Here is a 25,430-nt window from a genome sequence, read left to right on the forward strand (position 1 = left end):
GGCGACCGCCGGGCTCCAGACGTCAAGTACATCGGCGGCTGCCAAGCCACATCAGAAGCGGTGGTGCCCTTCGCAGCAGCCGTCTCGGATCATCTGATCCGAGACGGTGGCCCAGCCGCCGCGCGGTGCCGCGTGCGCTACGGAGTGCGAGAACGCTTGTTCCAGCACGGCCCGTTCATGCAGCCGACCGCCACGGACGGCTCCGCGGATCCGGATCAGCGAGTCGAAGTTCTCGAATGGATTGCCGTCGACGATGGTCAGGTCCGCCAGCTTGCCCGGTTCCACCGTACCGAGACGGTCGGCGACTCCGAAGACGCTTGCCGGGGCCCGGGTCACGGTGGTCAGGACCTCGGCCGGGGACATGCCGTATCGGTGCAGCGCTCGCATGGCCACGTGCAGGTGAAGCCCCACGGGAGACAGAGGCGCGTCGGTTCCCAGCAGCAGGCGGCCGCCGTCGTGTACGACCCGACGGTAGACGTCGACTTCCCGCTCCAGGACCGTCAGTTCGTCCGCAGTCGGTCGCCTGGCCGCGAGGCCTTCGACGACCGCGATGTCCCACGACGGCATCATCGTCGTGACACGGGCGTCGTCGGCCACCTCGGGATGCAGCCCGATCAGCGGCATCGCTGTGAACGGCGTGGCGATCAGGTGGAAGTCGCCCCTGGTGTAGATCTCCAAGGTGTCCTGATGGGTATGGCCTTCGGCGGTCGCGCCGTGACCGTATTCGGCGCGTTCGGTGGCCAGCAGGTGAGTGGTGAGGTCCTGTCCGGCCAGCAGGCCTTGGGCGCACAGGTGTCCACCGCTGAGCACTCCGAGGCGCTCGTGGGCATGACGTGCGGCCTCTTCCATCTGCGAGTAGGGGGATCGTACATATGTCTTGACGAAGTCCCAGTCCAGGGCGGCGGCCCGGGCCAGTGAGCGGATGAGACCCTCACGCGTGCGGTGCGCACGCCCCATGCTGTAGCCGACGCGGGAGCCGTCGAGCAACTCTCCAGTGGCCAACAGCCGCGGTGCGGCCAGCCGGCCCGCCGCGATGTCGTCCCGCAGTCGTGTCTGCTCGTACGCGAACCCGCCCAGGGACACCGTGGTGGTGATGCCGTACGCGAGCTGGAGTGCTCCCTGCCGGGCACCGTAGGTGTACTGCCACGGGTGAATGTGCGAATCCCACAGGCCGGGCAGCACCGTACCGTCCGAGGCGTCGACGTGACGGGCGGCCGGGCGGCCAGGGCGGTGAGGTTCGACCGCCGTCACGAGGCCCTTGCTGATGAGGATGTCGACGTCCGCGCGCGGTTCGGAGCCGGTCCCGTCCCAGAGGAGCCCGGCGTGCACCACGGTGTCGACGGGCGTCGGTCGCCGGTACGTCAGCGTGACCGGCACGGTTCGCGGAGCTCCGGACGGCGAGCCGGAGGCGTCGATGGTGAGCAACCGCAGTCGGCCATTGGACTGGTAGAGCAGCGTGCGCGAGTCCCCTGCCCACGATGGATGGTCGGCCGGCTCATCGGTCAGGGCCTGGGCGGGGCCGTTCGGTGCGCCGTCTGGGCCGACTGGCAGCAGCCACAGTGCGGATTCGCTGACGCAGGCCAGCCAGTGCCCGTCCGGCGACCACACCGGCCCTGATGCGTACCGGTCGGACAAGGAGACATGCGGAGCCAGGCCGTACAGTCGCGAGGCGCCGCTGTCCGTGTCCACGACGCGGATGAGGTTGAGGCCCTCGCGGAAACGGTTGTTGAGCCGGTTGCGGTCGCACAGGGAGAGGTACCGTCCGTCGGGTGACCAACTGGGGCGGCTCGGCAGCCCACCGCCTCCGAGGGGTGCCGCCAGAACTTTCTCCCCTCCGGCGGCGAGGTCCTTCACGACAAGGTTCCCTGCCATGTCCAGACAGGCCAGGCGTGTACCGTCCGGCGAGAGCGCCGCGTGCACTCGCCCATCAGGAGCGAGAACCGTCTCGCGGCCATCGTTCTGTTCACGGCGGCGTACGGTGTTGAGACCGTCCCGGTCATCCGTGAAGATCAGCGCGTGGCCGTCCGGGGACCATACCGGCCCTTGCACATAGGCAGTGGGGGAGCTCTCCATCACCTTGCGTGGTGTGCCACCGCGCACGCTCACCACCCACAGCGAGTTGAGCGCAGCAAAGGCAATGCTCTGGCCGTCCGGTGAGAGATGAGGAAGATGGACACCACGGACCGGGCGGGACTGCTCAGCCTCCAGCATGTACTCTTTGACTGCATACCGAGGCCGTTGCACTTCGAGGGTGGCGTTGAGCGGAATCTCCTCCCCGATATGGTCTCGGTGCGGCCGGATCATCCGAAACCGGCCCCCGACGGTGAGCAGCAGCCGCTCATCGTCGATCCACCGCGGCGGCGCGGGCGCGATCTCGCCGTCGAGCACCACCTCGCGACCCTCCGCGAACAACGCGATCGCTTCCGTCTTGGGTGGCCCGGGGATGCTGCGGAGCCAGGCAATGCGGCCTGCAGGGGAGATAGCGGGTGCAAGCAGGTTGCCGATGGTGGTCGTGTGCTCGGCGATCACCGGTCCGCCAGTGGCCGCGACGGACGCGATAGTGCGGGCAGTGAGGCCGGAAGCGGCGACTTCGGCGCGTACGAACAGTACCCGGGTGCCGTCGTGCGACCACACCGGATCGAAGTCCTCCCACACTCCGTCCAGGCCGGGCCCCTGCTGTTCCGGTACCCCTGTCAGCTGGCGCAGTACGCCGTCCGCCACGGACACGGCCCAGATGCGATACGGGCTGCCCGCGACCGGATCGCCGCCGCGCTCGGAGCAGAAAGCGATGGTGCGGCCGTCCGGGGACCAGGCAGGTGCCCGATCGTCGAAAGGCCCGTCGGTAAGCCGGCGCAGGCCGGAACCGTCTGCGTCCATCACCCAGATGCTGAAGGTCCCACCGCGGTAGGCGCTCATGGCGACCTTGCGGCCGTCCGGCGAGAAGGCCGGACGGCTGGGTTCGAGGTCCGGTGGCGTGAGCGGTGTGGCAGCCGTTCCGTCCCGGGGGACCGTCCAAAGGATGTTCTGCACCTCTGCGACGATCCGGTCCCCGCCGTGCGTCGCGGTGGCCATGCCGTTGGTGACGGAGGTGAACCGCAGCCGCACTGGCACTCCGTCAGCCGCGACGACCGGTGTGGGGGCAGGGCCAAGTGCCCGCGCGGGCGGTGAGGTGACCAGCGAGCCCGTTACGGCTGTGCCGGAGGCCGCCTTCAGGAATCGTCTGCGGGTTACAGGCGACACGATTTCTCAGCTCTCCTCGGAGTGAACGGTCCTGACCAGGCCGTGGTCGCGGTGTTCCTGTATGCGGCGACTGCTCCTCATGGGCGAAGACGGGCGTGAGGAGCCATTGGTGTCTTCTTGGCCGAAGATGACTGCTTACGAGCCGCAGCATGGCTGAGGCAGGATGTGCCGCATGACGGATCTGCTGTCCTTTCTCGGGCTGTGCCTGCTGATCACAATCACTCCGGGCCTGGATACCGCGGTCGTGATCCGGAGCGTTGTCAACGGCGGCCGAAACGCCGGTCTCCAGACCGCTGCAGGGTGCGCGGCCGGCCTGTTCGTGCACGCCGTTGCTGTCGCTCTTGGGCTTGCGGAGGTCCTTGTACGCAGCGCAACAGCCTTTGAACTGGTGAAGTTCTGCGGGGCCATGCTTCTGGTGATCTTGGGTGGGCGTTCACTCTGGGCCGCGTGGAAGGCGCGGGGGACAGCGGCTGATGTCGAGGCTGCCGGGGAGGCGAGGAAGTCGAGGGGAAGCACCCCGTTCCTGCAAGGCCTGTTCAGCAACCTGGGCAATCCGAAGGCCGCCTTGTTCTTCCTGGCCAGCCTGCCGCAGTTCATCCCTGACGACAGGCCGGGTGCCGCTGTTCCCGTGGCCTTGATGCTTGCTGGCATCGCCGTGATCTTCCAGCTGACAGGGCTGGGACTGACCGCCGTGGCGGCCAACCGCCTGCGGCGTGTCCTCAAGTCCCCGCGGATGCGTCGCGCCCAGGACACTGCCCTGGGCGCGACGCTGGTGGCGCTCGGCGTCCGGGTGGCACTCGAGTAGCCCTCACGCAGGACGCTTCGGAACCTCGGGCATCGGCAGGGGAGACACCGTGGCGGCCACCGGATCGCGTTCGATGGGCGAGAAGTCGTAGCGGTCGAGGGGATCGCGCTTCAGGTCGGTGATGCGTGAGTTGGAAAGCCGGATCTGCTCCCGGATCCGGTCGCTCACGAGATGCAGCGCAATGCTGTCCGCGAACGGCGCACCACGGTCGGTCACTTCGATTCGGGTGTCATTCGCGGAAACAAGCCCGCGATCGAGGAAGGGTGCAAGTTCCGCCCCGAAACGTTGCAGAGGGTCGACACCGTAACGTGTGCTGAACGCGCTACGGTCCACACCGCTGGAGCGGAGCGCGAACATAATGGTGCGACGCATCCGCTCGTCGAGATCGAGTCGCGCTCCACGCCAGACAGGAGGCCGGCCTTCCTCGATCGCTGACATGTAGCCGTCGAGGGTGCACTCGTTGTAGTACTGCGTATTGCCGACGTACCCGAATCCGGACACCCCGAAGGGCAGCAGGTTGATGTCCTCGATGGAGTCGTACTTGTCCTCTTGCTGACGCGAGTGACTGTCAGCCTTGGCGTAGTAGAACAGCGGGCCTCGACGAAAACCGAGACGTCGCATGATCGCCTCTGTGGCGAAGTGCATCAGAAGCCTTCCCCGGCTGTCGGGGAAGATCTCAGGGTTGGTGCGGTAGTGGGCCGAGATCGGGTCGGCCTGTTTGAACATCAGCGGGAAGATGTTGAATTTCTCTACGCCGGCTTCGACGAGCTCCCGGATTGAGGTGTACCAGTTCTCCATCGTTTGGTACGGCAGCCCGAAGATCAGGTCGACCGAGAGGTTGGTGGCGTTGCGGCTGGCCAGCAGTGCCCGTCTCAGCGACTCCGGCGTCGACCTGACGGGCAGCGTGACCGCCCAATGCCCAGCACACTCGCCGTCGCCGACCTCGATGAGACCGGCCAGGCCACCTACACCTCCTACGCCGACAGTGCCGCCGACTGGCAGTGGACCGACGAGGAACTCGCCGCCACCCAGCAGGACGACGCGGCCTGCCTGCACACCGGTTCCCTGGCACTGATACGCCAACCTGGCGGCAGTCGCATCGAGGACCACCTCGCCCATGCGCGTGAGCACGTCACCGTATCGATCGACCCCAACGTCCGACCTCTGCTCGTCCCGACCTCCGCCTACCGCGAACGGCTTCCCCGCTGGTGCGCCCTCGCCGACATCCTCCGCCTCAGCGAGGACGACCTCGCCCTGCTCCTCCCCGGCACCAGCCCCGAAGAGGCATGCGACACCTGGCACGCCGCCGGTGTCCGCCTCGTCGTCATCACCCTCGGCGGGCGCGGCGCCCTCGCCTCCCTCGACGGCACCCGCGTCACCGTCCCTTCCCCGGCCGTGAACGTCGTTGACACGATCGGCGCCGGGGATTCCTTCACTGCCGGACTACTGCACCGCCTCGCCGCCCTCGGACACCTCGGCGGCCGACTCGACGCACTGACCCTGCAAGACGTCACCAACGCCTGCATGTTCGCCGCCCGCGTTGCCGCCCTGACGTGCTCCGTCACCGGCGCAAACCCACCGCAGGCGGGCATAGCAGTACTCAAGAGCGGCGGCGATCGTTTCCTGCCACATGTCTGAACACGCATGTCGTACCCGCTGCCATGCTGCCGGTACGGCACCGGTTCCAGCGCGCCCGTCCGCCGTTATCGCGGCGGCGTCAGGCGCGCAACGTCGGCGGGGGAGAGGTCGGGGCGGGCACGGTGCAGGCGTGCGGGGTGGCGCCACCGGCCGGAGGCGTCGCGGGCGACATCGATGCCTACTTCCACCACCAGCTCGGGTTCCACCAGCGTGACGTCCAGCGTCTCCCGGCTGCCCCACCCGGCGGAGAACGACCAGCCTGTCCACGGATGACCGCGCCGGGCTGGAGCGAGTAGCGCGGCGACCGCGCTGCTCGCAGCCTGGGCGAGAGTGGTGGTGCGGCCGGTGTACTGCAGGCGGCCATCGTCGTCGTACCTGCCGAGCAGCAGACTGCTGGGCAAAGCAAGAGAACCGGTGATCGCACCGACGATCGCCTCGGTGGTCTCGCGCACCTGCTGGTGAAGAGGCAGTGTTCCAACTCTGCGCGATTCGGCGTGCGTGGGGCACCGGGTGACATCTGTCTCGCCCAGCATTGCCCCGGGGTGCTCCTACGCAGTGGCTGCCGTGAAGGGGCGGAAGTAGCGTGCTGCGACGTCGCTCTGTTGCTAGGCTCGGACGCATGATCACGCTTTCGCCTCAGCACTGGATGATGCCCCGTCGACGGGGCTGCTGAGAACGGACGCGTACCGAATCCGAGGCCCCGGGACGGGGCCTCGATTGTTGTGCGACCAGGCCTCGCTACCCGGTAGGAGGACCGATGACCGCACGACGCCGCTACATCACCACGACTATTCCGTACGTCAACGCCCGCCCGCACCTGGGCTTCGCCCTGGAGCTTGTCCAAGCGGACACGTTGGCCCGTCACTATCGTCTACGGGGCGAGCGGGTCCGGCTGCTCAGCGGAACCGACGACAACTCTCTGAAGAACGTCCTGGCCGCCGAAGCGGCTGGTGTCGACGTGCAGTCGTTCGTCGACCGCAACGCCGACGCGTTCGCCGCATTGCGTGGTCCACTGTCGCTCTCATTCGACGACTTCATCCGCACCAGCAGCGACCCGCGTCACCGCGTCGGAGTCGAACGACTGTGGCGCCAGTGCGCCGCGTCTGGTGACCTGTATCGCAAGGAGTATGAAGGCCTGTACTGCGTTGGCTGCGAACAGTTCTACACCCCTGACGAACTGGTCGATGGACGGTGTGGCGAGCACGGCACCGAGCCTCAGCTCGTCGCGGAGGAGAACTGGTTCTTCCGGCTGTCCCGTTACGCCGACCGCCTCCATCAGCTGATTTCGAGCGGTGAACTGCGCATCGAGCCCGCCGCTCGCCGCAACGAGGTCCTCGCCCTCATCGAAGGCGGCCTGCACGACTTTTCTGTCTCCCGCTCTCACAATCGCGCCCGCGGCTGGGGCATCCCCGTGCCGGACGACCCGAGCCAGGTCGTCTATGTGTGGTGGGACGCCCTCGGCAACTACGTCACCAGTCTCGGATACGGCACTGGTGACAGCGCTTACGACCAGTGGTGGGCCACCAGCGAGCGCCGCGTCCACCTGGTCGGCAAGGGAGTGGTGCGCTTCCACGCCGTGTACTGGCCGGCCATGCTGCTGTCGGCTGGGCTCCCGCTGCCCACCGACATCCTGGTCCATGACTACCTCACCGTCGACGGCCGCAAGATCAGCAAGTCGGCCGGAACCAGCGTCGACCCGGCTGCGCTGGCCGCGACCTTTGGCACAGACGCGGTGCGCTGGTGGCTCCTGCGCGATGTACCCCGGGCCGGGGACGCCGACTTCACTCCCGACCGCTTGACCGCCCGCGCGGATGCGGATTTCGCCGGAGGACTGGGTAACCTCGTCCACCGCATCGTGACCATGGTTCACCGCTTTCGTGGCGGAGTCATCCCCGCCTCTGCGCCTGACAATTCCAGTGGGCTGGCGCTGGTGGGCGTTTACCGGAAGGCACCCGGCCTCGTCGATGCCGCCTTGGCCGACTTCGACTTCCGGCGTGCCACCCGTGCGGTCTGGCACATCGTGGAGGAAGCCAATCGATGCATTGACGCCACCAGGCCATGGGAACTGGCTCGGCAAGAGCGGAAGGGCGACGGTGAAGCACTGAAGCGGCTCGACACCGTCCTCGCCACGCTGGTCGCCGCATGTCGTGTGCTGGCCGATGAACTGCGCCCTTTTATCCCAGATGCCGCGACGCGGATTACCGAACGGCTGACACCGGTCGAGGGGCGTCTACCCGCGGCAGAGCCGCTGTTCCCTCGCATTCAGGAGGACACACAGCCAGCGTGACGTCCGGTGCTCCATGCCTCTGGTCGCCCTCCTTTCGATCTCGGTGCAGTTTCGGGAGCGGGGCGCCCAGGGCGCCGGGCAGACCAAGGGCCAGTTTCGCCACTCGTACGACGACCGCCGCCGCCCGCAACACGGCCTTGTTCGGCATCCACACAAGACCGCAACTCAGTTGCGGCGATGCCCCAGGAAGGCGCTGTCACGTTGTTGGGCGGGTAGGTGTCTGATGGTGCGTCGTGGTGTGGTGGAGCCCGGTTCCGGGTTGTGCTCAGGCCGTGGTGGAGGGGCCGGCGGCGCCGGTGATCTGCTCCCAGATTGCGAAGCGGACGATCATTTCGGCTCGGTAGTTGTGTGCGGACAGCCGGTGGCGGTGGGGCCGGAAGTGGGGTGAGATGCCGCTGAACGCGGACAGGAACCGCTGGGCTGCGCCGGTGCCGCGGAAGCCTTTCATCGCCCGTTCGCGCTGCCTGGTGGGCTGGTGGCTGTTCTCCGCCCGGTTGTTCAGGTACTTCGACTGGCGGTGCTCGACGGAGGGCATGACCTCGCGGTGGGCCGCGCTGTAGGAGCGGAGCTTGTCGGTGACGATCACCCGCGGCCCCGCACCGGTCCTCTTCAAAAGTCTGCGGAAGAAGCGTCTGGCCGCGGCCTTGTCCCGCCGATCCTGCACCAGGATGTCCAGGACCTTGCCGTCCTGGTCGACGCCCCGCCACAGGTACTTCTGCTCCCCGTTGATCTTGATGAAGACCTCGTCCAGGTGCCACTTGTTACCAGGCCGGGGCCGCCGGCGGCGCAGCGCGCTCGCGTACCGCTGTCCGAACTTGGCGCACCAGCGGCGCACCGTCTCGTAGGAGACGACGATTCCGCGCTCGAGCATCAGCTCCTCGACCTCGCGGAAACTGAGAGGGAAGCGGTGGTACAGCCACACACAGTGGGAGATGACCTCGACCGGATACCGGTGCCCCTTGTACGACAGCGACGTGCTCCCCACCAACGACCTTTCCAGTCTTATCAACCAGAAGATCATCCCACGGGTCAGCCAACGTGACAGTGCCCTCAGAGCGCGTACCGAGCCCCGTCATTGTCGGTCGTGTCGTCGTTCGTGCGGCCGCCGGCTCCCAGGGGGCGGCGGGAGCGGGGGGTCGTGGCCGGGTTGGTTCCAAGTACTCCTCGCTCGCGGAGTTGAACGAGATCGGGGAGGCGAACGCCGGGCAGTGCGTCGATCAGGTCGGCCTGAGCGGCGCGGATGTTGTGTGCGTCCTGGGGGCCGGAGCCAAGGGTGCGGCGGGCTGTCACTCGGTCATCGTACGGGCGCTGCTACCGCTTTCTCCGACGTGAAGCAGAGCTACCCGCGCAACGTCGGAGAGCCTCCGCATGGGCGCATCCCTGCCTCTCCTAGCCCAGCTCCTCAGGCACAAATGCCCGCACTGGCGTGTGATTGAAGCGACCATCTCTCGACCTGAAGGGGAAGATCGCCATGGGTGTCCGTACCCCGATCACCGCTACTGTCATCGCTACCTGTGCCGTCCTTGGTGGTGCCGGCGTCGCAGCAGCCCAGCCCGACCCAGTTTCGCCCGCACCGCCCATCATCAGCATCCCTGTGATGTCCCCGATCGACTTCGCTGATTCATTCATCTCCGGGGAGGCTGGCCGCTGGACAGGAGGGGTGGTGCAGAACCCCACAATCACGGGTGCTGCGACCTTCCCCAGCGAGGGGAGCGTTGGGTACAGCACGGGTGCTGACATCACAGCCGCGGGTTGAGGGGCACGCCGGTCACTGGTGGTCTCGGCGCCTGCACTCGAAGTCCTACCCAGGGGCCCGGGGATCCCCGGCCCCTGCGGTCGTTTCCGCAGGTCGGCATACGACGGTCGGGGCGTCACGCCCGATTCGACCTAGCTACCGGCCGGTTAGTTGTTCCCTGGTGTCCGGGCTGGTAGTCGGGGGCCCAGCAGCCATGCCTGTCGGGTCTCTTTCCTGCGCTGTGCCGATCCGACGCTATGCCTCGGGGATGGGGGATCGCCGAGGTGAGCCCAGAAACCGCCAATAGTTGATCTTGGAAGCGTCAGCGCTTCCGGCGGGCGGCGGGGTCGCGTTCGGCGACGTGTCGGGCGACGGCGTCGACGCCGGGGCGGGCGTACCGCTCCAGGGAGCGGACGGAGGCATGGCGGGACCGGGCCAGCAGCATCGGGGTGGAAGTGCCGCCCTCCGCGTCGTGCGTGAGCGCGGAGTGCTGCAGCCGGTGCAGGGTCCAGCCGTCCAGGTCCTCGATGTCGTCCGGGGAGGCGAGGGGGTTGGCCAGCAGCCGGGTGCTCTCCTCGAAGATCTCCTCGGCCCGGCGATAGGAGAGCCGGCCCCGGCCGGTCTCCGGGCACATGTCAAGCGTCGGCGTCCCGGCCGGGGCCTTGCGGTCGGTGAGGAACAGCGGACCGCGGGCGCGGCGGGCGATCAGTTGAGGCAGGAGCTGAGCGGTGCCGGACTGCCAGTGAATCCAGTCCATTGCACCGCCCTTGGCGGTGATCCTGCCGCGCTTGTCCTGCGGATACAGGTCTTCCACGTTCAGGCACAGCACCTCATCGGCCCGTGCGGCGCTTTCGTAGAGAAGCTTCCAGAACGTCCTCTCCCTGAGCCCGACGTCCAGGCGCCACAGGGCGGCGATCTGGTTCTCGGTCAGGGCCCTGGTGCGGTCCGGGGGTGCCAGCCGCCGCTCGATGCCGATCGTCTTCTACACCAGCGTGGAGAAGCGGCGCTGCACCCTCTGCGGCAAACAGCGCAAGCGCATCACCGAGAGTCGGTGAGCGGGCACGACAGCCTCGCCGCTTCACGCCTCCCACGCCGGCCAGATGCTCGACTTCAGTGCATCCAAGATCCACCGTTGGCTACGGCTCAGGCGGCTCCGCCCACCCGTGCCTCTCCAGCTTCGCAAGGAGGATCTGTGCCAGGGTATAGGCATGCTCATCATGTATTACGTCGGAGTCTGCCGGGTGGTGACGGTTCGAGCTGCGGTGCGCAGGGCGGTGACGGTGGGTTTGTCGCGGTCTTGGGTACGCCACGCGAGGGCGGTCCAGCAAGGGGTGAGGTCGGTGACGTCGGCGTAGGCGACGCCGTGGCGTTGGTAGAGCCAGCGGGAGGGTTCCGGGGGGAACTGGATGCCCTCGCCGAGGCCGATGGCGGTCAGGGCGGGCTCCCATTCGGTGGTCTGGTGGTTGGTGTAGCGGACGGGGGTGCCGTCGGGGCGGGGATCGACGGACCAAAAGTCCCGCCAGGCCTTGGGGATTCTGGGTGACCAGCCGACGACGGGCCGGTCGGCCAGTTGCTCCAAGCTCAGCGGTTCCTGGCTGGCGAGGGGGTCGCGGTCGTGCAGGCACACGACACGGTCCATCGTGGCCAGGCGATGCGCCTGTACTCCCGGTGGCACGGGCGGGAAGACGAACGCCACGTCGACATCGCCAGCGAGGAGGGCCTCAGCCCAGTCAGCGAACCCCATGCGCAGCACCTCGATCGTCAGGCCAGGCTGTGTCGCCTGGAGTTCGTCGAAGATCTCCGGTATCGGCGGTATGGACGTCGTGGCCTCTAAGGAGCCGATCACGATCCGGCCGGAGACAGCCCGCTTCTGCGCGACGGCAGCTTGCTGCAACCGGTCTGCTGCCTCCACTACGCCCCGGGCCTCAGGCAGCAGTGCTTGTCCGGCCCTGGTGAGGCCTGCCGTGCGTGTACTGCGATCGACCAGTGTCAGGCCCAGACGGCGCTCCAGAGCACGGATCTGCTGCGAGAACGCCGGCTGCGTCATGAACGCTCGCTGCGCCGCCTGTCCGAAGTGCAGTTCTTCGGCGAGTATTAGGAAGAGCCGCAGCTGATGCGTGCTCGGATCCCCCCTAAGGTGCGCTTCTCGACTATCCCCCGACTGCGTCATACAGGAAACCGTATCAATGGCCACAGGAGACGTATCAAGATGCCCTTTGCCGGGTGGTTCCCGTGCGGGCAGTCTGACTGCTGGGAACGCGGAGTCGCCTTTCCTCGGCTCCGGAGAGAAACGGGGACGTGAGCAGCGATCTCGTGGCCCAGGGGCCCTACGGCCAGGATTCCGTTCCGCAGGGACCGTGGGGGTCGGACCTGGCACCGCAGGGGCCGACGAATCACGAAGTCGCGCCGCAGGGTCCGCGCAACAGCGACCTGGTAGCGCAGGGGCCGTTTGGGAAGGATTCCCTCTTCACGGCCAGTGGCCCGTACAACCACGACGTAACGCCTCACGGACCGCTCGGCCAGGACTGATGGACTTGGTACCTCGTCCGCCTGTGCTCAACACCCGCTCCCTCGCCTGCTGGCCACAGAGCTCTGGTGGTCTTGGAAGAAGTCGGCCTACCAGGCACAGCTGACAACTCGTGGGCGGCCCAACAGGGCGCCCGATCTCGTTGCAGGACAGCGGGACCAGGAAGTCCGGGACGGCGGGTGTGTTCGTCGGCACGGACGACGACGAGGAAGGCGCGTGGGCGAGCATGAGGAGGGTACCAGCGGGTCCAGGAGGGGTAGCGGCGGACCTGGCGCTCATCTAACCCGGCCAGTTCTTCTCACTCTCAGAGAACGGGGGGCCCGCCAGCTACTGATGCCGATGTCCGGTGCTTACAGCGGCTAACACAATGAGCCGAGCTGTCGATGGGTGATGAGGCAGCAGGCGAGTTTGAGGAACGCTTCGTGGATGTCAGCGCGCCGTTCCCAGCGGATGCGTAGGTGCGTCGGAAGCCGTGGAGCAGGCGAAGGTCCGCTCGATCACCCACCCCACCTCTACGCCGACCGGGGATACGACTTCGACAAGTACCGCCGCCTGCTTTGGAAACGCGGCATCAAGCCGATGATCGCCCGACGCGGCGTCCCCCATGGTTCGGGGCTTGGCAAGGTGCGCTGGGTCGTCGAGCGTGCCTTCGCCTGGCTGCACCAGTGCAAACGGCTCCGCGTCCGCTACGAACGACGTGCCGACATGCACCGAGGATTGTTGGCCCTGGCGTGCAGCATCATCTGCCTTCGAAAGCTCCGCTTGCCGCGAGAAACGGTCAGTCAGGGAGAAACTCCCGGGCATGGTCGTGTGCCCACTGGGCGAAGGTGCGAGCCGGGACTCCGGTGACCTCCTCGGCTGTCGGTGATGGGCCTACCGCAGTTGGATCGAATTCCTCGAGTGCCTGCAGGTCTGTCTCGCCGCCTGAATAGTCCTCGAAGCCGAGCAGGAAATCCGCGTTCTCCGCCGCGAATCCTCCTTGCTTGCGGTAGTTCTCCCGTGCCTCGTCCCGGCTCACCACTTCGAAGCGGATCGGGCGGCCGATGGCTTCGGCGATGAGTTCAACTTGTCGACGATGCGACAACATGTCGGGGCCGTTGAGGGTGTAGGCCCGTCCGCAGTGCCCGTCCTCCAGCAGAGCCAGGGCCGCGACATCGGCGACGTCCTGCTCATGTACCGGACACCAGGCCGCCTCGGGGTCGGGATCGCGCACCACGCCCTCGGCACGGATGGACGGGCCCCACAGGGCCAGCTTGTTCATCGCGAACTCGCCTGGGCGCACGTGAGTCCATTCCAGGCCCGACTCCTCCACCGCCCGCTCTACCGGCAAGTGGAAGTCGCTGTCGAAACCTGCCGTGACAGCCCCGGAGGACAGCACCACGATACGGCGCACGCCAGCCTGCCGAGCCAAGGCGACCACTTCCCGTGCGGTCTCGGCGACCGGGAAGAGATACATCCGGTCGACCTCTTTCAACGCGTCGGCGAGTAATTCCGGTTGCATGAGATCTCCCGCAATCACGCGCACGACTTCCGGTAACCCTGCCGGGCGTGGGCTGCGGGTCAGAGCCCGCACCTCCGTGCCGGCCTCAACGAGACGTCGGACCACGTTCCGGCCGACATTGCCGGTGGCTCCGGTCACCAAGATCGCCATCATGCTCCTTCTGATCGTCACTGCTCACGGGGACGCCTCACCACAAGAGGACAGCCCCGTTCCACGTTGAGCCGACCGACGAACGCAACTGTCCCAACGACAGGCTTGTCGGCCACGGCGGCGAGAATGACAGGCAGCGGGGAAGCAGCTCTAGTCTCTCGCCGACCCATTTTGAAACCAGCAGTTACAACGGCTAACACAATGAGGTGGATCGACGCTGATGGCCGTTGCGGACATGGGAGTTGAGCGTTCGGTCGGGTGTGGAGAGTTCGCCGTGGATGGTGTCGGATGAGCTGTGGGACCGCTTGGAGCCGCTGCTGCCGCAGCGCGAGCGGCGCTTCAGGTACCCGGGTCGCAAGCCGCTGCCGGACCGGGATGTGCTGTGCGGGATCCTCTACGTACTGCACACCGGGATCCAGTGGGAGTACCTGCCGAAGCAACTCGGTTTCGGCTCGGGCATGACGTGCTGGCGACGGCTGCGGGACTGGAACGAGGCCGGCGTGTGGCAGCGGCTGCACGAGGTACTGCTCGCCGAGCTGAACGCGGCGGCGAAGCTCGACTGGTCCCGCTGCGTGGTCGACTCTTCGCACGTCAGGGCGTTTAAAGGGGGATCCACACGGGCCCCTCGCCGGTCGACCGGGGCCGGGCGGGCTCGAAACATCACCTGATCACCGACGGACACGGCACCCCGCTCGCGGTCCTGGTGACGGGCGGCAACCGCAACGACGTCACCCAGCTGCTGCCGTTGCTGGACGCGATCCCACCGGTCCGTGGCCGGGTCGGCCGTCCCCGCCGCAAACCGGACTCGCTCTTCGCCGACCGCGGCTACGACCACGATCTTTACCGCAACCAGGTCCGTGAGCGAGGCATCGTGCCAGCCATCGCCCGCCGCGGCACCCGGCACGGTACAGGACTGGGCACCTACCGGTGGGTGATCGAGCGGACCTTCGCCTGGCTCCACGGCTTCCGACGCTTGCGCATCCGCTGGGAACGGCGCGCTGACATCCATGAAGCGTTCCTCAAACTCGCCTGCTGCCTCATCACCCATCGACAGCTCGGCTCATTGTGTTAGCCGCTGTTAGCGTCTGCCTGCGCAGCCGCGTTGGTGCCCCGCGCGGGCCAGGCGCGCGAGGCAGGTCTCCCGCGCCTGGCCCGCCGACGCGGCCTTCACGGTACGAGGCCGTAAGGCCGTTGTGCGTTCTCCCACTGTGTGCGCGGGGCTGTCGTGGAGTGCCTGGGATGTGGGGTCCGCCGGGCCATGCCGCGTCCTGTATGCAGGCTCGATGTTGGCACTCCTGTTCGAACGGCGAGCCTCCGGGGTGACAGGCCCCGGAGGCTTCAGGCTCCACTCTCCGGGGCCTGCTCGGTGAGCGGGTGCCTGCGGAGTGGAGGAGGGGGATGGTGGGCTGCTCGGTGTCAGTTGCCGGAGGGTGTGACGCCGAACATGAGGGTGTGGCGGGGGACGTCGTACTGGACGGTCTGGTTGTGTTCCAGCAGGTCCTTCAGGACGTCGGCGTCGTCGGCGTCGACCGTGAGGACTTCTTCGCCGGCGCCTTCGTCCAGGACCAGCTGCAGCGTGAAGGTGCCGCGCCGGCCTGGTTCTTGGGCTGCTACCCAGCTGAACTGGTAGTGGTTGACCTGGCGTACTTTGATGCTGGCGTCGGTGAAGGGCTGCTCGACCTGCGTCATGATGGTCCGTTCCTTTCGTGGACGGGTGTTATGCGGCCTTGAGGGCTGCCAGGCGTGATTCGATCTCTGTGGCGTCGCCGAGTCCTTCGAGCTGTTCGAACTGCGAATCCAGGGAGGAGGCGGCGAGTTCTTCCTTGCCCATGGCCCGGGCCTCTTCGCGGCGCACCTTGTTCTCGAACCGGCTGATTTCGCTGGTGGGATCGAGTACGTCGATGCTTTTGACGGCGTCCAGCATGCGGTTCTGGGCCTCGGCGGACTTCGCCCGTGCGACGAGCTGGTCGCGCTTGCCTTGCAGTTCTCCGAGCTTGAGCTGCATCTGGTCCAGGCCCGTTTTGAGTTTGTCCACGACGGCCGTGTGGGAGGCGATGGTCGGCTCGGCCGACGTGGCCTCTCTCTCGGACTGGAGCTGCCTGCTCAGGGCGACCTTGGCCAGGGTGTCGAACCGGTCGGCTTCCGCGGGGTGCCCGGCGGCTCGCAGTTCGTCTGCCTTCTTGCTGGCTGCGAGTGCTTTGCGGCCCCACTCGGTGGCGGCGTCCTTGTCCTCCCTGTAGTCCTGTTCCATCAGGCGCAGGTTGCCGATGGTGGCGGCTACCGCCTGCTCCGCCTCGGCGATGTTGTTGGTGTAGTCGCGGATCAGCTGGTCCAGCATCAGCTGAGGGTCCTCCGCCTGGTCGATGAGGGCGTTGATGTTGGCCCGCGCCAGCTGTGCGACCCGTCCCAGGATGGTCTGCTTGGTCATGGCACCTCTCCAATTGAGTACTGCTGCGGAAGGCATTGGGCGGTGTCAGAGGTGGCCGCCGCCCATCCGGCCGCGTGTTGCGCCGCCCCCGAAGCTGGCGGGGCCGCCGTAGCCGCCGCCGAACACACCGCCGAGCAGGATGCCGCCGAGCATCGCGCCCGCCAGTCCGCTGCCGGTGGTTGAGACCGCATACACACCGGGCTCCGTGGCAGCACCGAATCCCGCTACGTCCTCCTGTGCCAGGAGCAGGGCGTCTTGCGCCAGTGTGTCGGCCTGCTGCGCCTCCGTGAGGGCCTGGTGCGGATCGGCTCTGACGCCCTGGCCGGAAAGCGCCTGGGCCTGCTGGAGCCTGCGTTGCGCCTCTGCGAGCCGGGTGCGGGCCTGGCTGCCGACGGCGCCCCTGTTGGTGATGATGTAGTCCACGGCTGCCCCGACGCTGGATTGCGCGCTGAGCATCGCCCGCTCGAGCAGTGCCCGGGCACGGCGTGTGCCCTGCTCGCTCTCCTGGGCTCCCATGAGTGCCTCGTCGAGTCCGGCATCGGCCTCCTCTACCCGGCGCAGCGCGTCGATGGGGTCGTACCGGCCGCTGTCCATGGCCATGCGCACCTCGGTTGCGACGGTTTCGGCGCGTGCGATCCGCCCCTGCAGGGCGGCGGTCGGAAGCTCGTTGGCTCCCTGCAGCACGCCACGTGCCTCTGCCAAATCCGCGTTCGTCTCGGTCAGTGCGCCTGGCAGCGCGCCGGCTGCGTCCGCGAGTTCCTGCGCCCGCCGTTCGACGGCGTCGAGCAACCGGCCGGCCTGGGCGACTGCCGCTTCCGCGGCGCGGACCCGGATCGCGGCTGCGCCGTTGTCGTCGTGTTCCACCGCCTGGCGCGCCTGCTCAAGGCTGTCGTGCGCGAATGCAAGGCGGCTGTCCGCCTGCTCGAGGTCGGTGCCGACCGGTTCGGTGGCCGAAGCGGCGTACCGCTCACGCATGGCATCCAGGGCGGACCGTGCACCAGCCAGCCGGCCGCTGGTGGTGTCGAAAGCGGCCTGAGCCGCGGCCAAGGCCTGGGGTGCGTTGCGTTCGAACGCACGCAAGCGGTCGAAGTCGTCGGCCTTTTCATCCAGCAGGCGATTGGCCCTGGCGCAGCGCGCCAGTATCTCCTGGACCATCTGCAGCCGGGTCACATCGTCCTCGGGGTAGGCGTCGTCGAGTTGCTGGCGCAGCCGGAACGCCGCGGTCAGCTCCTGCTTCGCCGTTTCCACGGCTTCGGTGAAGGGCCGGGTCGCCTCGTCGCCGAACTGCGCGGCGGCGAAGCCCAGCTCCTCCTGACTGGTGCGCACCGCGTTGTCGGTCTGCACCAGAGCCTGGCGCGCCCGGGCGTCGAGATCCGCCAGCGAATCCGGGTGCGGTCCGCCCCACGTTTCCTCGCCGTCTCGCGGCACCGCTGCCTTGCGCACCCTGCGTCTGAACAGGGCGTACGCGAACAGGGCCAGCGCAGCCGGCAGCAGAAGGAAGAAGAGCCAGCCGCCCTGGGCGACGCCTGCCCCTTCACCGCGGCCCGGGTCGTCCTCTCCGGGCGTGACGGCCACCGCGGGCACGGGCTGGCCCGAGAGCACCGCGCCGTACCCCCGTGCCGCACCGATCGCCGCTCCCGCCCAGTCGTTCTGCCGCAGCGCCGGCGCGACCGCCGTCGCATCAACCTCAGCCAGCCCCTGCCGGGTCAGCGGTGAGCTCGCGTCCACGTAGGCATACTGCCGGTCGCCGGTGGCGACAGACAGCAGCGCAGCGTCGGCGCCGAGCTCATTTCGTGAGGCCGTCTGGTTCGCCCACTGCTGCGGGGGCCGGCCGGAGAAGTCGTCCACGTACACCACGAACAGCTGCAGCTGGTGTTCGTCGACAAGCCGGGCCAGCGCCCGGGCGACTTCGGGTTCCCGGCTGCCGAGGGCCCCGACCCGGTCCGTGATCTGCCCTTCGCGGGCCAGGTCGACCGGGGCGTCGGCGAAGGCGGCGCTCGCCGAAGACAGGGTCCAACACCCCGCCGCCAGCACCACCGCCAGGAACATCCGCACTAGCTTGTGCATTACGGGATTCGATGCTCTGCGCCCTTGAACCCTTCGGTGGCCGGACCCTGCGGCGGGCGAGGGCGTTCGGTCAACTGCCCAGCAGCGCTCGCCAACACCGCACCGGAAGGCGGAACCACCGACCAGCGGGGTGCGCCCGCCAAGACTGCACGGGAGCCGCGCCATCGTGGGTCTGCTTTCTTGCGGCCCGAGTGGAGGGTATTGCCTGCAGCGCATGGGCATCACTCGCCTGACTCGCTCAACGCTCTGTGCCGTTGAAGGCGCGGCGACCACCCCGTGGGGTCCGGGAAGGGCGCCGGCCGCTATGCGTAGACCGAACGGCGCGAGCGCCTTGGCCGTGCCGCCTGCGGCACTTCCAACCGGTCACCTGACGGCCGCGAACGCCAGGGGCAGGGCTCAGCACAGGCCGCCGATCCTGTTCTCGCCGCTGCGCTGCCCATCGCCGTCCCCTCTCGTAGCGGCACGCCAGCCGCGTACCCGCCCCCTGCGTGGTGATTCATCCAGAAGGTGTCATTTGTCTATTCTGCTCGGTCGCGGTCGCGGTCGCGGTCGCGGTCGCGGCCGGGCGTCCGTGCTGCCCGCTCCCGGGCCGCTGCTGCTGAAGCCGGTGCGGGCTCGATGCCGGGCGCGGTGAGCGCAGCTGAGGCGCGCCTTACCGGTCCAGCGTGCCGCCGCCCTGAAGGTCTGACGTGCCGTCGATCCGGCCGTTCGGCTTTCAACTGGGCCTGCCGGTCGCCTGGAAGGCGGTGTGCACGTTGAACATGAAACAAGCGAAATCGGGCGTATCTGGCATATCTGTGGTTACTGGAGATAGGCGACATGCTGACGTTGCCGCTGCGACTGCTGCGATACGCGACGGAGGCAGTACAGGAGGAAACCGCTATGCGTAGAGCTGCCAGGACGGTACTCATCGCGCTTGTGCTCGCTCTCGGACCGGCGGGAGCGGCGTTCAGCCAGAGCGCTGCCGAACAGGCGAGCCCGCCGGCCGCCAGCGCGACGATACAGGCGCAGGACAACCAGAACGAGGACGACGACGACGCGGGCCTGTGGGGTCTCTTCGGCCTCCTTGGTCTGGCCGGCCTGATTCCGTGGCGCAAGAACCGTGACCGCGATCGCCACGGGTACCAGGAATCCACCCGTTCCACCGGCCGCTCCACCGGCATGTGAGGCGGAGGGCGGCGCCATGATGGTCAAGAAGATGCACGAGATGGGCATCCGCAGCGAGCACGCCTACACGGCTGCTTTCGCCTCCATCGGCCTGACTGTCGCCGCCTGGATGGCCTCCCTCCAGGCGGAACCCGGAACCGGGCTTGCCCGCGCCGACCGGTGGGGCATCTTTGTGGGTGAGTGGGCCCCCACCTTCTTCGGGCTGGGTCTCGCGCTGTCCCACTATGAACAGCACGACGGCACTCTCACCGCGAGCGTCCAGGAAATCAGGCAACACCGGGAGGCTGGCTAGAGCCCTGGCGGCGACGCCGCAGCCTGGCGGTGCCCTGTCCGCAGCGGGCACCGTCACCGCCCTGCCTGGCGAGCGAGGGCTTGGCCGGCCTCGCGGGCGTTGAGCTGGTGATGCTGGGGCAGCGTGCAGTCGAGCCCACCTCCTTGTTGCGCGGTCCCGGTTGCGTCAAGGGCGGCCTCCCCGTCGGACCGGCGCCTGAGGCGGTTGTCGCCCTGGGTTCGGGTGAAAGCTGCTCATGCCCCGGCGCGGGCGGTGTGTGCCCTGCTCGGCGGCCGCGCTGACTGGACTGATTCGGCTGCACCGCCCATCTGATCAAACCCTCCTTGGGGCGCCTGTGTTAGATGATTCTTGCCGGGGCATTACTCATGGTGCCTGACTGATTACAAGGAGGTGTCGGCGTGGAGCCGATCCAGCTGGGCTGGCCGCTGGCCCTGGACCACCGCCGGGATACCCCGTCCTGGAGTGAGCCGGCCGGTACATCGCACCCGCTCCTGGACGGCACCGGCGTGGGCCGCTGCCTCACACAGGCGGTCAACATCTGCGGCCGGCCCAGCGACGAGCGACCACCCTGCCAGCAGAGGACGTCGAGCCGGCCTCCCATTGACGCCACCACGATTCGGCAGGCGTACGACACGGCCATGTGGTACCCGCCAGCCGAAGAAGCAGACAGGATGCTGCTCGCCGACCAGCTGCTCGGTCACATGGAACATCTTCTGCCCGAGCTTGCCGCGCTCGTGCCCCGCATGCAGGGCGCGAAGCAAGGGATCGCCCAGCGCGTCATCACAACCACCACTGAGATGCTCAAGACCAATGGTGTCAGCCTGCATGAGCTCGGAACGCTGTGCCGGGCATTGCTCACGCTGGTGAAGCATCCTGGGCCGCTGCGCGACGCCGACCGCAGCGCGACGACCGGACCGTGAGGTCCCACAGCACGACGGCCGCCACCGTGGACCGGGCAGCGCTCCTGGCGCTCATCGCCGCGCGGCTCGCCGAAGGCGTGATCAGGCGGCGCCGCGTCAGGCAAGAGGCCATAGGTGCCCCGAGCCGGACCGTGCGGTACCGCCGCGGGCAGCAGGCCCCTTGCCCTTGCTCCGAGCCGCTTTCCAGCAACCCTCTCTGTTCTGCGAGGTGCGGCTGGCTGTTCGGCGCTCGAGATCCGGCTGCTGAAACGCAGACACGCAGGCAACCAGAACCTGCAAGGTCACAGACCCGTTGCGGCTGCCGTCACCGCTTCTGGCCGGCTGGAGGCCGCTGGTGAGCGAGCAGCAGTACGGGCCTGGTGAGCAGGTGGAGGCGGCGGCGCCCGATTCACCGGTCGGACTGCCTAAGCAGTCGTGGGGCAAGGTGTTCAAGGGCACGCTGCGGGAGTTCAAGGACGATGAACTGGCCGACCGCGCTGCGGCACTGACGTACTACGGCGTCCTGTCGCTGTTTCCGGCGTTGCTGGTGTTGGTCTCCCTGCTGGGCATCACCGGCAAGGCGGCCAGCGACACGGTGCTGGACAATCTCAGGCAGCTCACTCCCGGCTCGGCCCGGGACATCGTCACCAGGGCTGTTCAGCAGCTCCAGGGCAACGCTGATATCGGTTCGGTCATGGCCTTCGCCGGTATCGTGCTGGCGGTGTGGTCGGCCTCCGGTTATGTGGCGGCGTTCATCCGCACCTCCAACGCTGTCTATGACATGCCCGAAGGCCGTCCGGTGTGGAAGACTCTGCCCCTGCGTATCGCGCTGACGGTCGTGCTGATGGTGTTGGCAATGATCAGCGCGCTGGTCGTGGTCTTCACCGGTGGGCTGGCTCGCCAGGCCGGGCAGGCTTTCGGTCTCGGGGACACGGCGCTGACGGTGTGGTCGGTCGCCAAGTGGCCCGTCCTGGTCGTCCTGGTCACTCTCATGATCGCCATCCTGTACTGGGCGAGCCCGAACGCCGACGTAAAGGGCTTCCGGTGGATCACCCCGGGCAGTTTCCTGGCCCTGGTCATCTGGATGATCGCCTCCGCCGGGTTCGCGTTGTATGTCGCGAACTTCGCGTCCTACAACAAGACCTACGGCACGATGGCCGGCGTCATCGTCTTCCTCATCTGGCTGTGGGTCACCAACCTTGCGATCCTTTTGGGCCTGGAGTTCGATGCCGAGACCGTACGCCAGCGGGCCGTCGCCGGCGGCTACCCCCCCGATGCCGAGCCGTACACACAGCCCCGCGACACCAGGAAGTGGGACGAGGAAGACCGGCGCCGCATGGACGGCGCCTGACCGAACGGCATGCCACGGCCCTCGAAAGCGGGCCATGACGGCATGCGCGAACACCGGGCCCGATGGCCCGAGGAAACGGTGCATCCGCTGCCCGCTGAGCGTCCTCACGCCCCCGTACTCGAGTCCCGCGGCGTGGCGCGGTACCGTCCGGCGGCGTCACCGCGGTTTTGCAGGCGCGCACGTTGTGCAGCCCGACCAACCCCCAACGTAGCCGCAGCGCTGTCAGAGCGAGCGCGCCTCAATGCCGTCGGTTGCCGGTTTCACCTCATCTGCCGCTGGCGGGCGGGGGAAAAGGTGTTCTTCCAACGCGTCCATGGCAAAAAGCAACGCCATCATGAGGACGGGTACAAGCAGAGCGAGCAGGATCACAGGACCTCCCGGGGAGGTCGGCCTGTGGAGCCAACGGTGCTTCAAGGCTGGTCCCGAACGCCGCAATGCGCATGTCGTGCGCGGTAGCCCAGCTTGTGTTAGCGCGTTGGCGGCGCGAGAGACCCTGGTCTGTCCTGCCTGTTTTCTCGCCGCCTGAGCCGAGACGGCGGCTGACTGGTCAGCGGGTCCCAGCGGCTGCCGCCAGGCCAGCCAGAACAGGGTCGCGCGGTGGTGCCCGAAGGTTTTGCCAGCAACTACCGACAGCTACTGCCCTCTGCTCATCAACTGCATGTTGCGACAGCTGCTTCCCAGGCCCGTTCGCCGGGCCGAAGGTGCGCACTGTGTCGGCAAGGGTGACAGTGGACGCGGTGCGATGTGTTGCCGGACTTACTGCCCACCGAAGGGAAGCCGAGAGATGCCGGAACGCAATACCGTCCTGCGCAGCCTGCACGACCTGGGGCTGGCCGCATGGTTCGGTGGTTCTCTGATGGGTGCAGTCGGCCTCAACGGCGCGGCGCGTGCCGAAGGAGGAGCGCAGCCGACGCGCGAGAGAATCGCCAGCTCCGGTTGGGCGAAGTGGGCCCCGGTGAGCGCGGCGGCCGTAGGCGCCCATCTGGTCGGCAGCAGTGGCCTGCTCGCGGCGAACGCGGCGCGTGTTGCCGGCCAGCAGGGGGTGGCCGCCTCCACCGCGGCGAAAACCGCTCTGACCGCAGTCGCGCTTGCGGCCACCGCGTACACCCGGATGCTGGGCAAGAAGATCGAGCTGGCGTCCTCCAGTGACCCGCAAGACACAGAAAAGGCGGCGGAGCACCCCGTCGACACGGACAAGGCACAGCGGCAACTCGCCTTTCTGCAATGGGCAGTCCCGGCGCTGACAGGCGGCCTACTCGTCCTCAATGCGCTGCACGGAGAGCAGCAGCGTCCCGAGGAGCAGGCCCGGGGAATCTGGCAGCGAGCCATGAGCCGGACACCCCACATGGCCCACATGCCCTCCATGCACGTGCCGTCCGTGCCCGACTGGCGCTGGATGCAGCAGCACTGACATCAGAGCGTGTCGCGGCCCTGCCCACGGCTCTTCTCGGCGACCTGCCGCCCCGACTCGCCGGCCTGCTCAGCCACTCGCCCCGCTTGGCCGCGGGCCTCCTCGCCCGTGGTCCTCGCGGCCTCCGTAGCGCTGTCCTTCACCTCCTGCACCGCCTGCTGAGCGGCCCCAGTGGCGTCTTCCTTGAGCTGCTGTGCGGACTCCACGGTCGCCTGCCTGACCGGCTCGAGCGCTGGGCCGGCCTGCTCGGTGATGCGGGAGGCCGCCTGCTCCTCGGCCTGCGAGGCTGGAATGAGAGATGCGGTCAGCAGCCCGGCGCCGAAGGCGATCAGCCCTGCGGCCAGCGGGTTGCCCTGGGTCTGCCGCGCCGCCTGCTCCGGTGCCTGGCGCACCGCTTCGCCGGCCTCCCCGGCTACCTCACGGGCGGTGTCGGTCGCCTGCCCGGCCACCTCGCGTGCCTTGCCCGTCGCCTGACCGGCGCCCTCCCGTACCGACTGCGCCGCCTGCTGCGTGCGGTCCCTGGTTTGCCCTGCCGTCTCCGCGGCGCTTCCCATGACCCGGGTGCGAAGCCCCGACACCGCGCCGCGGACCCGGTTTGTGCGGCGGCGTACCACACGGCGGGGACTGGCACGGTCGGCCAGCCGGTCCACGTCCTCGGACAGCCTCTCCCGGGTCGCCTCAATGCCGGCCCTTACCTGGTCGGGTGACGTGCCCATCGCGCATCCTCCTTCAACGTCTCCATGGTCTGCTCCGGCTTGGGCGCGACCTCCCGCATCCGCGAGCGGCCCATCACGTACAGCACAGCGCTGATCACCGCCCACACTCCAGCGATGATCAGCGCGGCCCAGCCGGTGTCCATCACGTTGGCCAGACCGAACATGGCCGCCAGCGACAGGAACAGAACCACCATGTAGCCGGCGAACCCGGCCCCGCCGTACATCCCGGCTGCCTTGCCGGCCTTGGAGGCCTCCTCGCGAATCTCGGCCTTGGCCAGCTCCGCCTCCTGCCGGAACAACTCCTGCACATCCGAGGTCACCGTCGACAGCAGCTCACCGACCGACGGGTCCGGCCCCCGAGGCCCCGGCGACTGCGGCGAAACCGATGCCATCTCACACCCCCGGATAACTCGGGACATCAGGCCGCACGGCCTCCTCCGGCACGCCGACCATGCCTTCCTCACCATCCGGTACCGGCTGCTGCTGCGACGGCTGGCCCGTCGTACCCGCCTTGGCCAGCCGACCGACGACGACTCCGGCCAACGTGGCCGCACTCAGGAACACACCCGGCCGACGGCGCGCGAACCCCTGCAGATCCTCCATCAGACCCCCCACACCGTTGTTCTCCAGGTAGTCCGCCGCGCGGTGACCTTTGAGGGCGGCCTTGGTCACCAAAGAGCGGGCCGGGGAGTCGCCGGACGCCTTCTGCGCCATACCGCCCAGGTCGTCAGCCCACTGCCGCAGCGTCCCAGCGGCTCGCCGCGCCTGCTCCTCGGTCTCCTCCGTTACCCGGCCCCGCAGGTCACGTACCACCGTGCCGGCCTGCTCCCGGGCCTCCTCTGCCACCGTGCGGGCCTGCTCCACAGCAGTAGCGGTCACCTCACCAGCCGCCTGCTGGGCCTGATCGGCCGTGGCCGAGGCCTGTTCCTTCGCTGTCTGTCCGGTCTGCCGGACACGACCGCTCTGCACTGCGTCACTCATGGGCCACTCCCTTGCTCCTCGCTGTGGAATGCCGCCCCGGCTCGGCGCGAGCACGATGAGGACGCCTGAAAGCCGCCGGACCTGGCGGGCAGCAGGAACCCCTGCTTCTAGGGTCACTCGAACGGATGCACCCCGCATCTTCAGATCACGCTCACATCCTGCGCTGTCGTCCGCGTGCATCTGAAGATCACAAACGCACGTATGTACGCGCTGCAGGCGGTCATGGCAGGAAGCG

Annotated in this window: 22 protein-coding genes and 4 pseudogenes; 10 read left to right on the forward strand and 16 right to left on the reverse strand. The window is 67.9% G+C overall.

The features are described from left to right. Positions 1–51: 51 nt before the first annotated feature. Positions 52–3,105 (reverse strand): amidohydrolase family protein, encoded by a 3,054-nt coding sequence (locus SCNRRL3882_RS40285; protein WP_010047493.1) that lies wholly within the window; start codon positions 3,103–3,105, stop codon positions 52–54. Positions 3,106–3,412: 307 nt separating this feature from the next. On the opposite strand from SCNRRL3882_RS40285, the gene SCNRRL3882_RS40290 reads away from it, so the two are divergent. Further along, positions 3,413–4,045 carry a LysE family translocator gene (locus tag SCNRRL3882_RS40290; protein WP_010047494.1) on the forward strand — a complete coding sequence of 211 codons (633 nt, stop codon included), beginning with the start codon at positions 3,413–3,415 and terminating at the stop codon, positions 4,043–4,045. Between the two features lie 3 nt (positions 4,046–4,048). Here the strand turns inward: SCNRRL3882_RS40290 and SCNRRL3882_RS40295 are convergent, their stop codons facing one another. Beyond that, the gene (locus SCNRRL3882_RS40295; protein ID WP_010047496.1) at positions 4,049–4,843 is read right to left on the reverse strand and encodes a hypothetical protein; all 795 of its coding nucleotides are present in this window, start codon (positions 4,841–4,843) and stop codon (positions 4,049–4,051) included. 67 nt (positions 4,844–4,910) lie between these two features. On the opposite strand from SCNRRL3882_RS40295, the pseudogene SCNRRL3882_RS40300 reads away from it, so the two are divergent. Further along, a pseudogene (locus SCNRRL3882_RS40300) lies at positions 4,911–5,683 on the forward strand (carbohydrate kinase family protein); the annotation flags it as partial. A 65-nt stretch (positions 5,684–5,748) separates the two neighbouring features. On the opposite strand, the gene SCNRRL3882_RS40305 reads toward SCNRRL3882_RS40300, so the two are convergent. After that, entirely contained in the window at positions 5,749–6,135 is a 387-nt protein-coding gene (locus SCNRRL3882_RS40305) for a hypothetical protein (protein WP_231911210.1), read from the reverse strand. Between the two features lie 305 nt (positions 6,136–6,440). On the opposite strand from SCNRRL3882_RS40305, the gene SCNRRL3882_RS40310 reads away from it, so the two are divergent. Continuing rightward, a complete protein-coding gene (locus tag SCNRRL3882_RS40310; RefSeq protein WP_010047501.1) occupies positions 6,441–7,970 on the forward strand; it encodes a methionine--tRNA ligase in 1,530 nt (509 codons plus the stop codon). Between the two features lie 265 nt (positions 7,971–8,235). Here SCNRRL3882_RS40310 and SCNRRL3882_RS40315 read toward each other — a convergent pair whose 3' ends face one another. From SCNRRL3882_RS40315 to SCNRRL3882_RS41250, 5 genes and pseudogenes are all read right to left on the reverse strand, one after another. Further along, positions 8,236–8,991: an IS6 family transposase gene (locus tag SCNRRL3882_RS40315; protein WP_173937346.1), complete on the reverse strand. Its 756-nt coding sequence runs from the start codon at positions 8,989–8,991 to the stop codon at positions 8,236–8,238. Positions 8,992–10,027: 1,036 nt separating this feature from the next. Beyond that, positions 10,028–10,681: a tyrosine-type recombinase/integrase gene (locus SCNRRL3882_RS40320; RefSeq protein ID WP_029181715.1), complete on the reverse strand. Its 654-nt coding sequence runs from the start codon at positions 10,679–10,681 to the stop codon at positions 10,028–10,030. Between the two features lie 246 nt (positions 10,682–10,927). Then, positions 10,928–11,875: a LysR family transcriptional regulator gene (locus SCNRRL3882_RS40325; protein ID WP_102514950.1), complete on the reverse strand. Its 948-nt coding sequence runs from the start codon at positions 11,873–11,875 to the stop codon at positions 10,928–10,930. Positions 11,876–12,361: 486 nt separating this feature from the next. Further along, positions 12,362–12,524: pseudogene (locus SCNRRL3882_RS42725) on the reverse strand (IS701 family transposase); the annotation flags it as partial. A gap of 67 nt (positions 12,525–12,591) precedes the next feature. Beyond that, positions 12,592–12,736, reverse strand: a pseudogene (locus tag SCNRRL3882_RS41250) (transposase); the annotation flags it as partial. 3 nt (positions 12,737–12,739) lie between these two features. Between SCNRRL3882_RS41250 and SCNRRL3882_RS40335 the strand changes: the two are divergent. Next, a pseudogene (locus SCNRRL3882_RS40335) lies at positions 12,740–12,994 on the forward strand (transposase); the annotation flags it as partial. A gap of 16 nt (positions 12,995–13,010) precedes the next feature. On the opposite strand, the gene SCNRRL3882_RS40340 reads toward SCNRRL3882_RS40335, so the two are convergent. After that, positions 13,011–13,886 (reverse strand): NAD(P)H-binding protein, encoded by an 876-nt coding sequence (locus SCNRRL3882_RS40340; RefSeq protein ID WP_010047514.1) that lies wholly within the window; start codon positions 13,884–13,886, stop codon positions 13,011–13,013. Positions 13,887–14,161: 275 nt separating this feature from the next. On the opposite strand from SCNRRL3882_RS40340, the gene SCNRRL3882_RS40345 reads away from it, so the two are divergent. Next, positions 14,162–14,955 (forward strand): IS5 family transposase gene (locus SCNRRL3882_RS40345; protein ID WP_162501119.1). Its coding sequence is split into 2 segments (ribosomal slippage): positions 14,162–14,498 and positions 14,498–14,955, totalling 795 coding nucleotides; the frame shifts between segments, so codons are not numbered across the junction. Between the two features lie 344 nt (positions 14,956–15,299). On the opposite strand, the gene SCNRRL3882_RS40350 is transcribed toward SCNRRL3882_RS40345, so the two are convergent. The 3 genes from SCNRRL3882_RS40350 to SCNRRL3882_RS40360 are packed head-to-tail and all read right to left on the reverse strand — an operon-like array spanning position 15,300 to position 18,360. Then, a complete protein-coding gene (locus tag SCNRRL3882_RS40350; RefSeq protein WP_010040448.1) occupies positions 15,300–15,572 on the reverse strand; it encodes a hypothetical protein in 273 nt (90 codons plus the stop codon). A 28-nt stretch (positions 15,573–15,600) separates the two neighbouring features. Further along, entirely contained in the window at positions 15,601–16,311 is a 711-nt protein-coding gene (locus SCNRRL3882_RS40355) for a PspA/IM30 family protein (protein WP_010040446.1), read from the reverse strand. Between the two features lie 45 nt (positions 16,312–16,356). Then, entirely contained in the window at positions 16,357–18,360 is a 2,004-nt protein-coding gene (locus SCNRRL3882_RS40360; RefSeq protein WP_010040444.1) for a TPM domain-containing protein, read from the reverse strand. An 837-nt stretch (positions 18,361–19,197) separates the two neighbouring features. Here SCNRRL3882_RS40360 and SCNRRL3882_RS40365 point away from each other — a divergent pair. The 4 genes from SCNRRL3882_RS40365 (at position 19,198) to SCNRRL3882_RS40380 (ending at position 22,087) form a co-directional block, all read left to right on the forward strand. Beyond that, entirely contained in the window at positions 19,198–19,545 is a 348-nt protein-coding gene (locus SCNRRL3882_RS40365; RefSeq protein WP_010040442.1) for a WGxxGxxG family protein, read from the forward strand. 16 nt (positions 19,546–19,561) lie between these two features. Then, positions 19,562–19,837, forward strand: a complete 276-nt coding sequence (locus SCNRRL3882_RS40370) for a hypothetical protein (protein ID WP_010040441.1) — start codon at positions 19,562–19,564, stop codon at positions 19,835–19,837. 398 nt (positions 19,838–20,235) lie between these two features. After that, complete coding sequence (locus tag SCNRRL3882_RS40375; protein ID WP_010040440.1) at positions 20,236–20,757, forward strand: hypothetical protein; 522 nt, start codon at positions 20,236–20,238, stop codon at positions 20,755–20,757. Between the two features lie 334 nt (positions 20,758–21,091). Further along, entirely contained in the window at positions 21,092–22,087 is a 996-nt protein-coding gene (locus tag SCNRRL3882_RS40380) for a YihY/virulence factor BrkB family protein (protein ID WP_010040438.1), read from the forward strand. Positions 22,088–22,309: 222 nt separating this feature from the next. Here the strand turns inward: SCNRRL3882_RS40380 and SCNRRL3882_RS41255 are convergent, their stop codons facing one another. Then, a complete protein-coding gene (locus tag SCNRRL3882_RS41255) occupies positions 22,310–22,456 on the reverse strand; it encodes a hypothetical protein (RefSeq protein WP_010040436.1) in 147 nt (48 codons plus the stop codon). Between the two features lie 415 nt (positions 22,457–22,871). On the opposite strand from SCNRRL3882_RS41255, the gene SCNRRL3882_RS40385 reads away from it, so the two are divergent. Continuing rightward, a complete protein-coding gene (locus tag SCNRRL3882_RS40385; protein WP_010040434.1) occupies positions 22,872–23,498 on the forward strand; it encodes a hypothetical protein in 627 nt (208 codons plus the stop codon). 2 nt (positions 23,499–23,500) lie between these two features. Here SCNRRL3882_RS40385 and SCNRRL3882_RS40390 read toward each other — a convergent pair whose 3' ends face one another. Genes SCNRRL3882_RS40390 through SCNRRL3882_RS40400 form a run of 3 tightly spaced genes read right to left on the reverse strand, consistent with a single transcriptional unit; the run spans position 23,501 to position 25,195 of the window. Further along, on the reverse strand, positions 23,501–24,214 hold the full coding sequence (locus SCNRRL3882_RS40390) for a DUF3618 domain-containing protein (RefSeq protein ID WP_010040431.1): 714 nt from the start codon (positions 24,212–24,214) through the stop codon (positions 23,501–23,503). After that, complete coding sequence (locus SCNRRL3882_RS40395) at positions 24,190–24,606, reverse strand: phage holin family protein (RefSeq protein ID WP_029181210.1); 417 nt, start codon at positions 24,604–24,606, stop codon at positions 24,190–24,192. Before SCNRRL3882_RS40395 ends, SCNRRL3882_RS40390 begins: the two co-directional genes overlap by 25 nt. Position 24,607: 1 nt before the next feature. Beyond that, positions 24,608–25,195 (reverse strand): hypothetical protein, encoded by a 588-nt coding sequence (locus SCNRRL3882_RS40400; RefSeq protein WP_010040429.1) that lies wholly within the window; start codon positions 25,193–25,195, stop codon positions 24,608–24,610. Between the last annotated feature and the right edge of the window lie 235 nt (positions 25,196–25,430).

It is taken from the genome of Streptomyces chartreusis NRRL 3882 (assembly GCF_900236475.1).
Taxonomy (GTDB): domain Bacteria; phylum Actinomycetota; class Actinomycetes; order Streptomycetales; family Streptomycetaceae; genus Streptomyces; species Streptomyces chartreusis_D.

What these genes read in the sequence shown, in the direction of transcription:
- SCNRRL3882_RS40290 (WP_010047494.1), top strand. Translation starts at nt 3,413, where the DNA reads ATGACGGATCTGCTGTCCTTTCTCGGGCTGTGCCTGCTGATCACAATC.
- SCNRRL3882_RS40295 (WP_010047496.1), bottom strand. Translation starts at nt 4,843, where the DNA reads ATGGAGAACTGGTACACCTCAATCCGGGAGCTCGTCGAAGCCGGCGTA.
- SCNRRL3882_RS40310 (WP_010047501.1), top strand. Translation starts at nt 6,441, where the DNA reads ATGACCGCACGACGCCGCTACATCACCACGACTATTCCGTACGTCAAC.
- SCNRRL3882_RS40315 (WP_173937346.1), bottom strand. Translation starts at nt 8,991, where the DNA reads ATGATCTTCTGGTTGATAAGACTGGAAAGGTCGTTGGTGGGGAGCACG.
- SCNRRL3882_RS40325 (WP_102514950.1), bottom strand. Translation starts at nt 11,875, where the DNA reads ATGACGCAGTCGGGGGATAGTCGAGAAGCGCACCTTAGGGGGGATCCG.
- SCNRRL3882_RS40340 (WP_010047514.1), bottom strand. Translation starts at nt 13,886, where the DNA reads ATGATGGCGATCTTGGTGACCGGAGCCACCGGCAATGTCGGCCGGAAC.
- SCNRRL3882_RS40350 (WP_010040448.1), bottom strand. Translation starts at nt 15,572, where the DNA reads ATGACGCAGGTCGAGCAGCCCTTCACCGACGCCAGCATCAAAGTACGC.
- SCNRRL3882_RS40355 (WP_010040446.1), bottom strand. Translation starts at nt 16,311, where the DNA reads ATGACCAAGCAGACCATCCTGGGACGGGTCGCACAGCTGGCGCGGGCC.
- SCNRRL3882_RS40360 (WP_010040444.1), bottom strand. Translation starts at nt 18,360, where the DNA reads ATGTTCCTGGCGGTGGTGCTGGCGGCGGGGTGTTGGACCCTGTCTTCG.
- SCNRRL3882_RS40365 (WP_010040442.1), top strand. Translation starts at nt 19,198, where the DNA reads ATGCTGACGTTGCCGCTGCGACTGCTGCGATACGCGACGGAGGCAGTA.
- SCNRRL3882_RS40370 (WP_010040441.1), top strand. Translation starts at nt 19,562, where the DNA reads ATGATGGTCAAGAAGATGCACGAGATGGGCATCCGCAGCGAGCACGCC.
- SCNRRL3882_RS40385 (WP_010040434.1), top strand. Translation starts at nt 22,872, where the DNA reads ATGCCGGAACGCAATACCGTCCTGCGCAGCCTGCACGACCTGGGGCTG.
- SCNRRL3882_RS40390 (WP_010040431.1), bottom strand. Translation starts at nt 24,214, where the DNA reads ATGGGCACGTCACCCGACCAGGTAAGGGCCGGCATTGAGGCGACCCGG.
- SCNRRL3882_RS40395 (WP_029181210.1), bottom strand. Translation starts at nt 24,606, where the DNA reads ATGGCATCGGTTTCGCCGCAGTCGCCGGGGCCTCGGGGGCCGGACCCG.
- SCNRRL3882_RS40400 (WP_010040429.1), bottom strand. Translation starts at nt 25,195, where the DNA reads ATGAGTGACGCAGTGCAGAGCGGTCGTGTCCGGCAGACCGGACAGACA.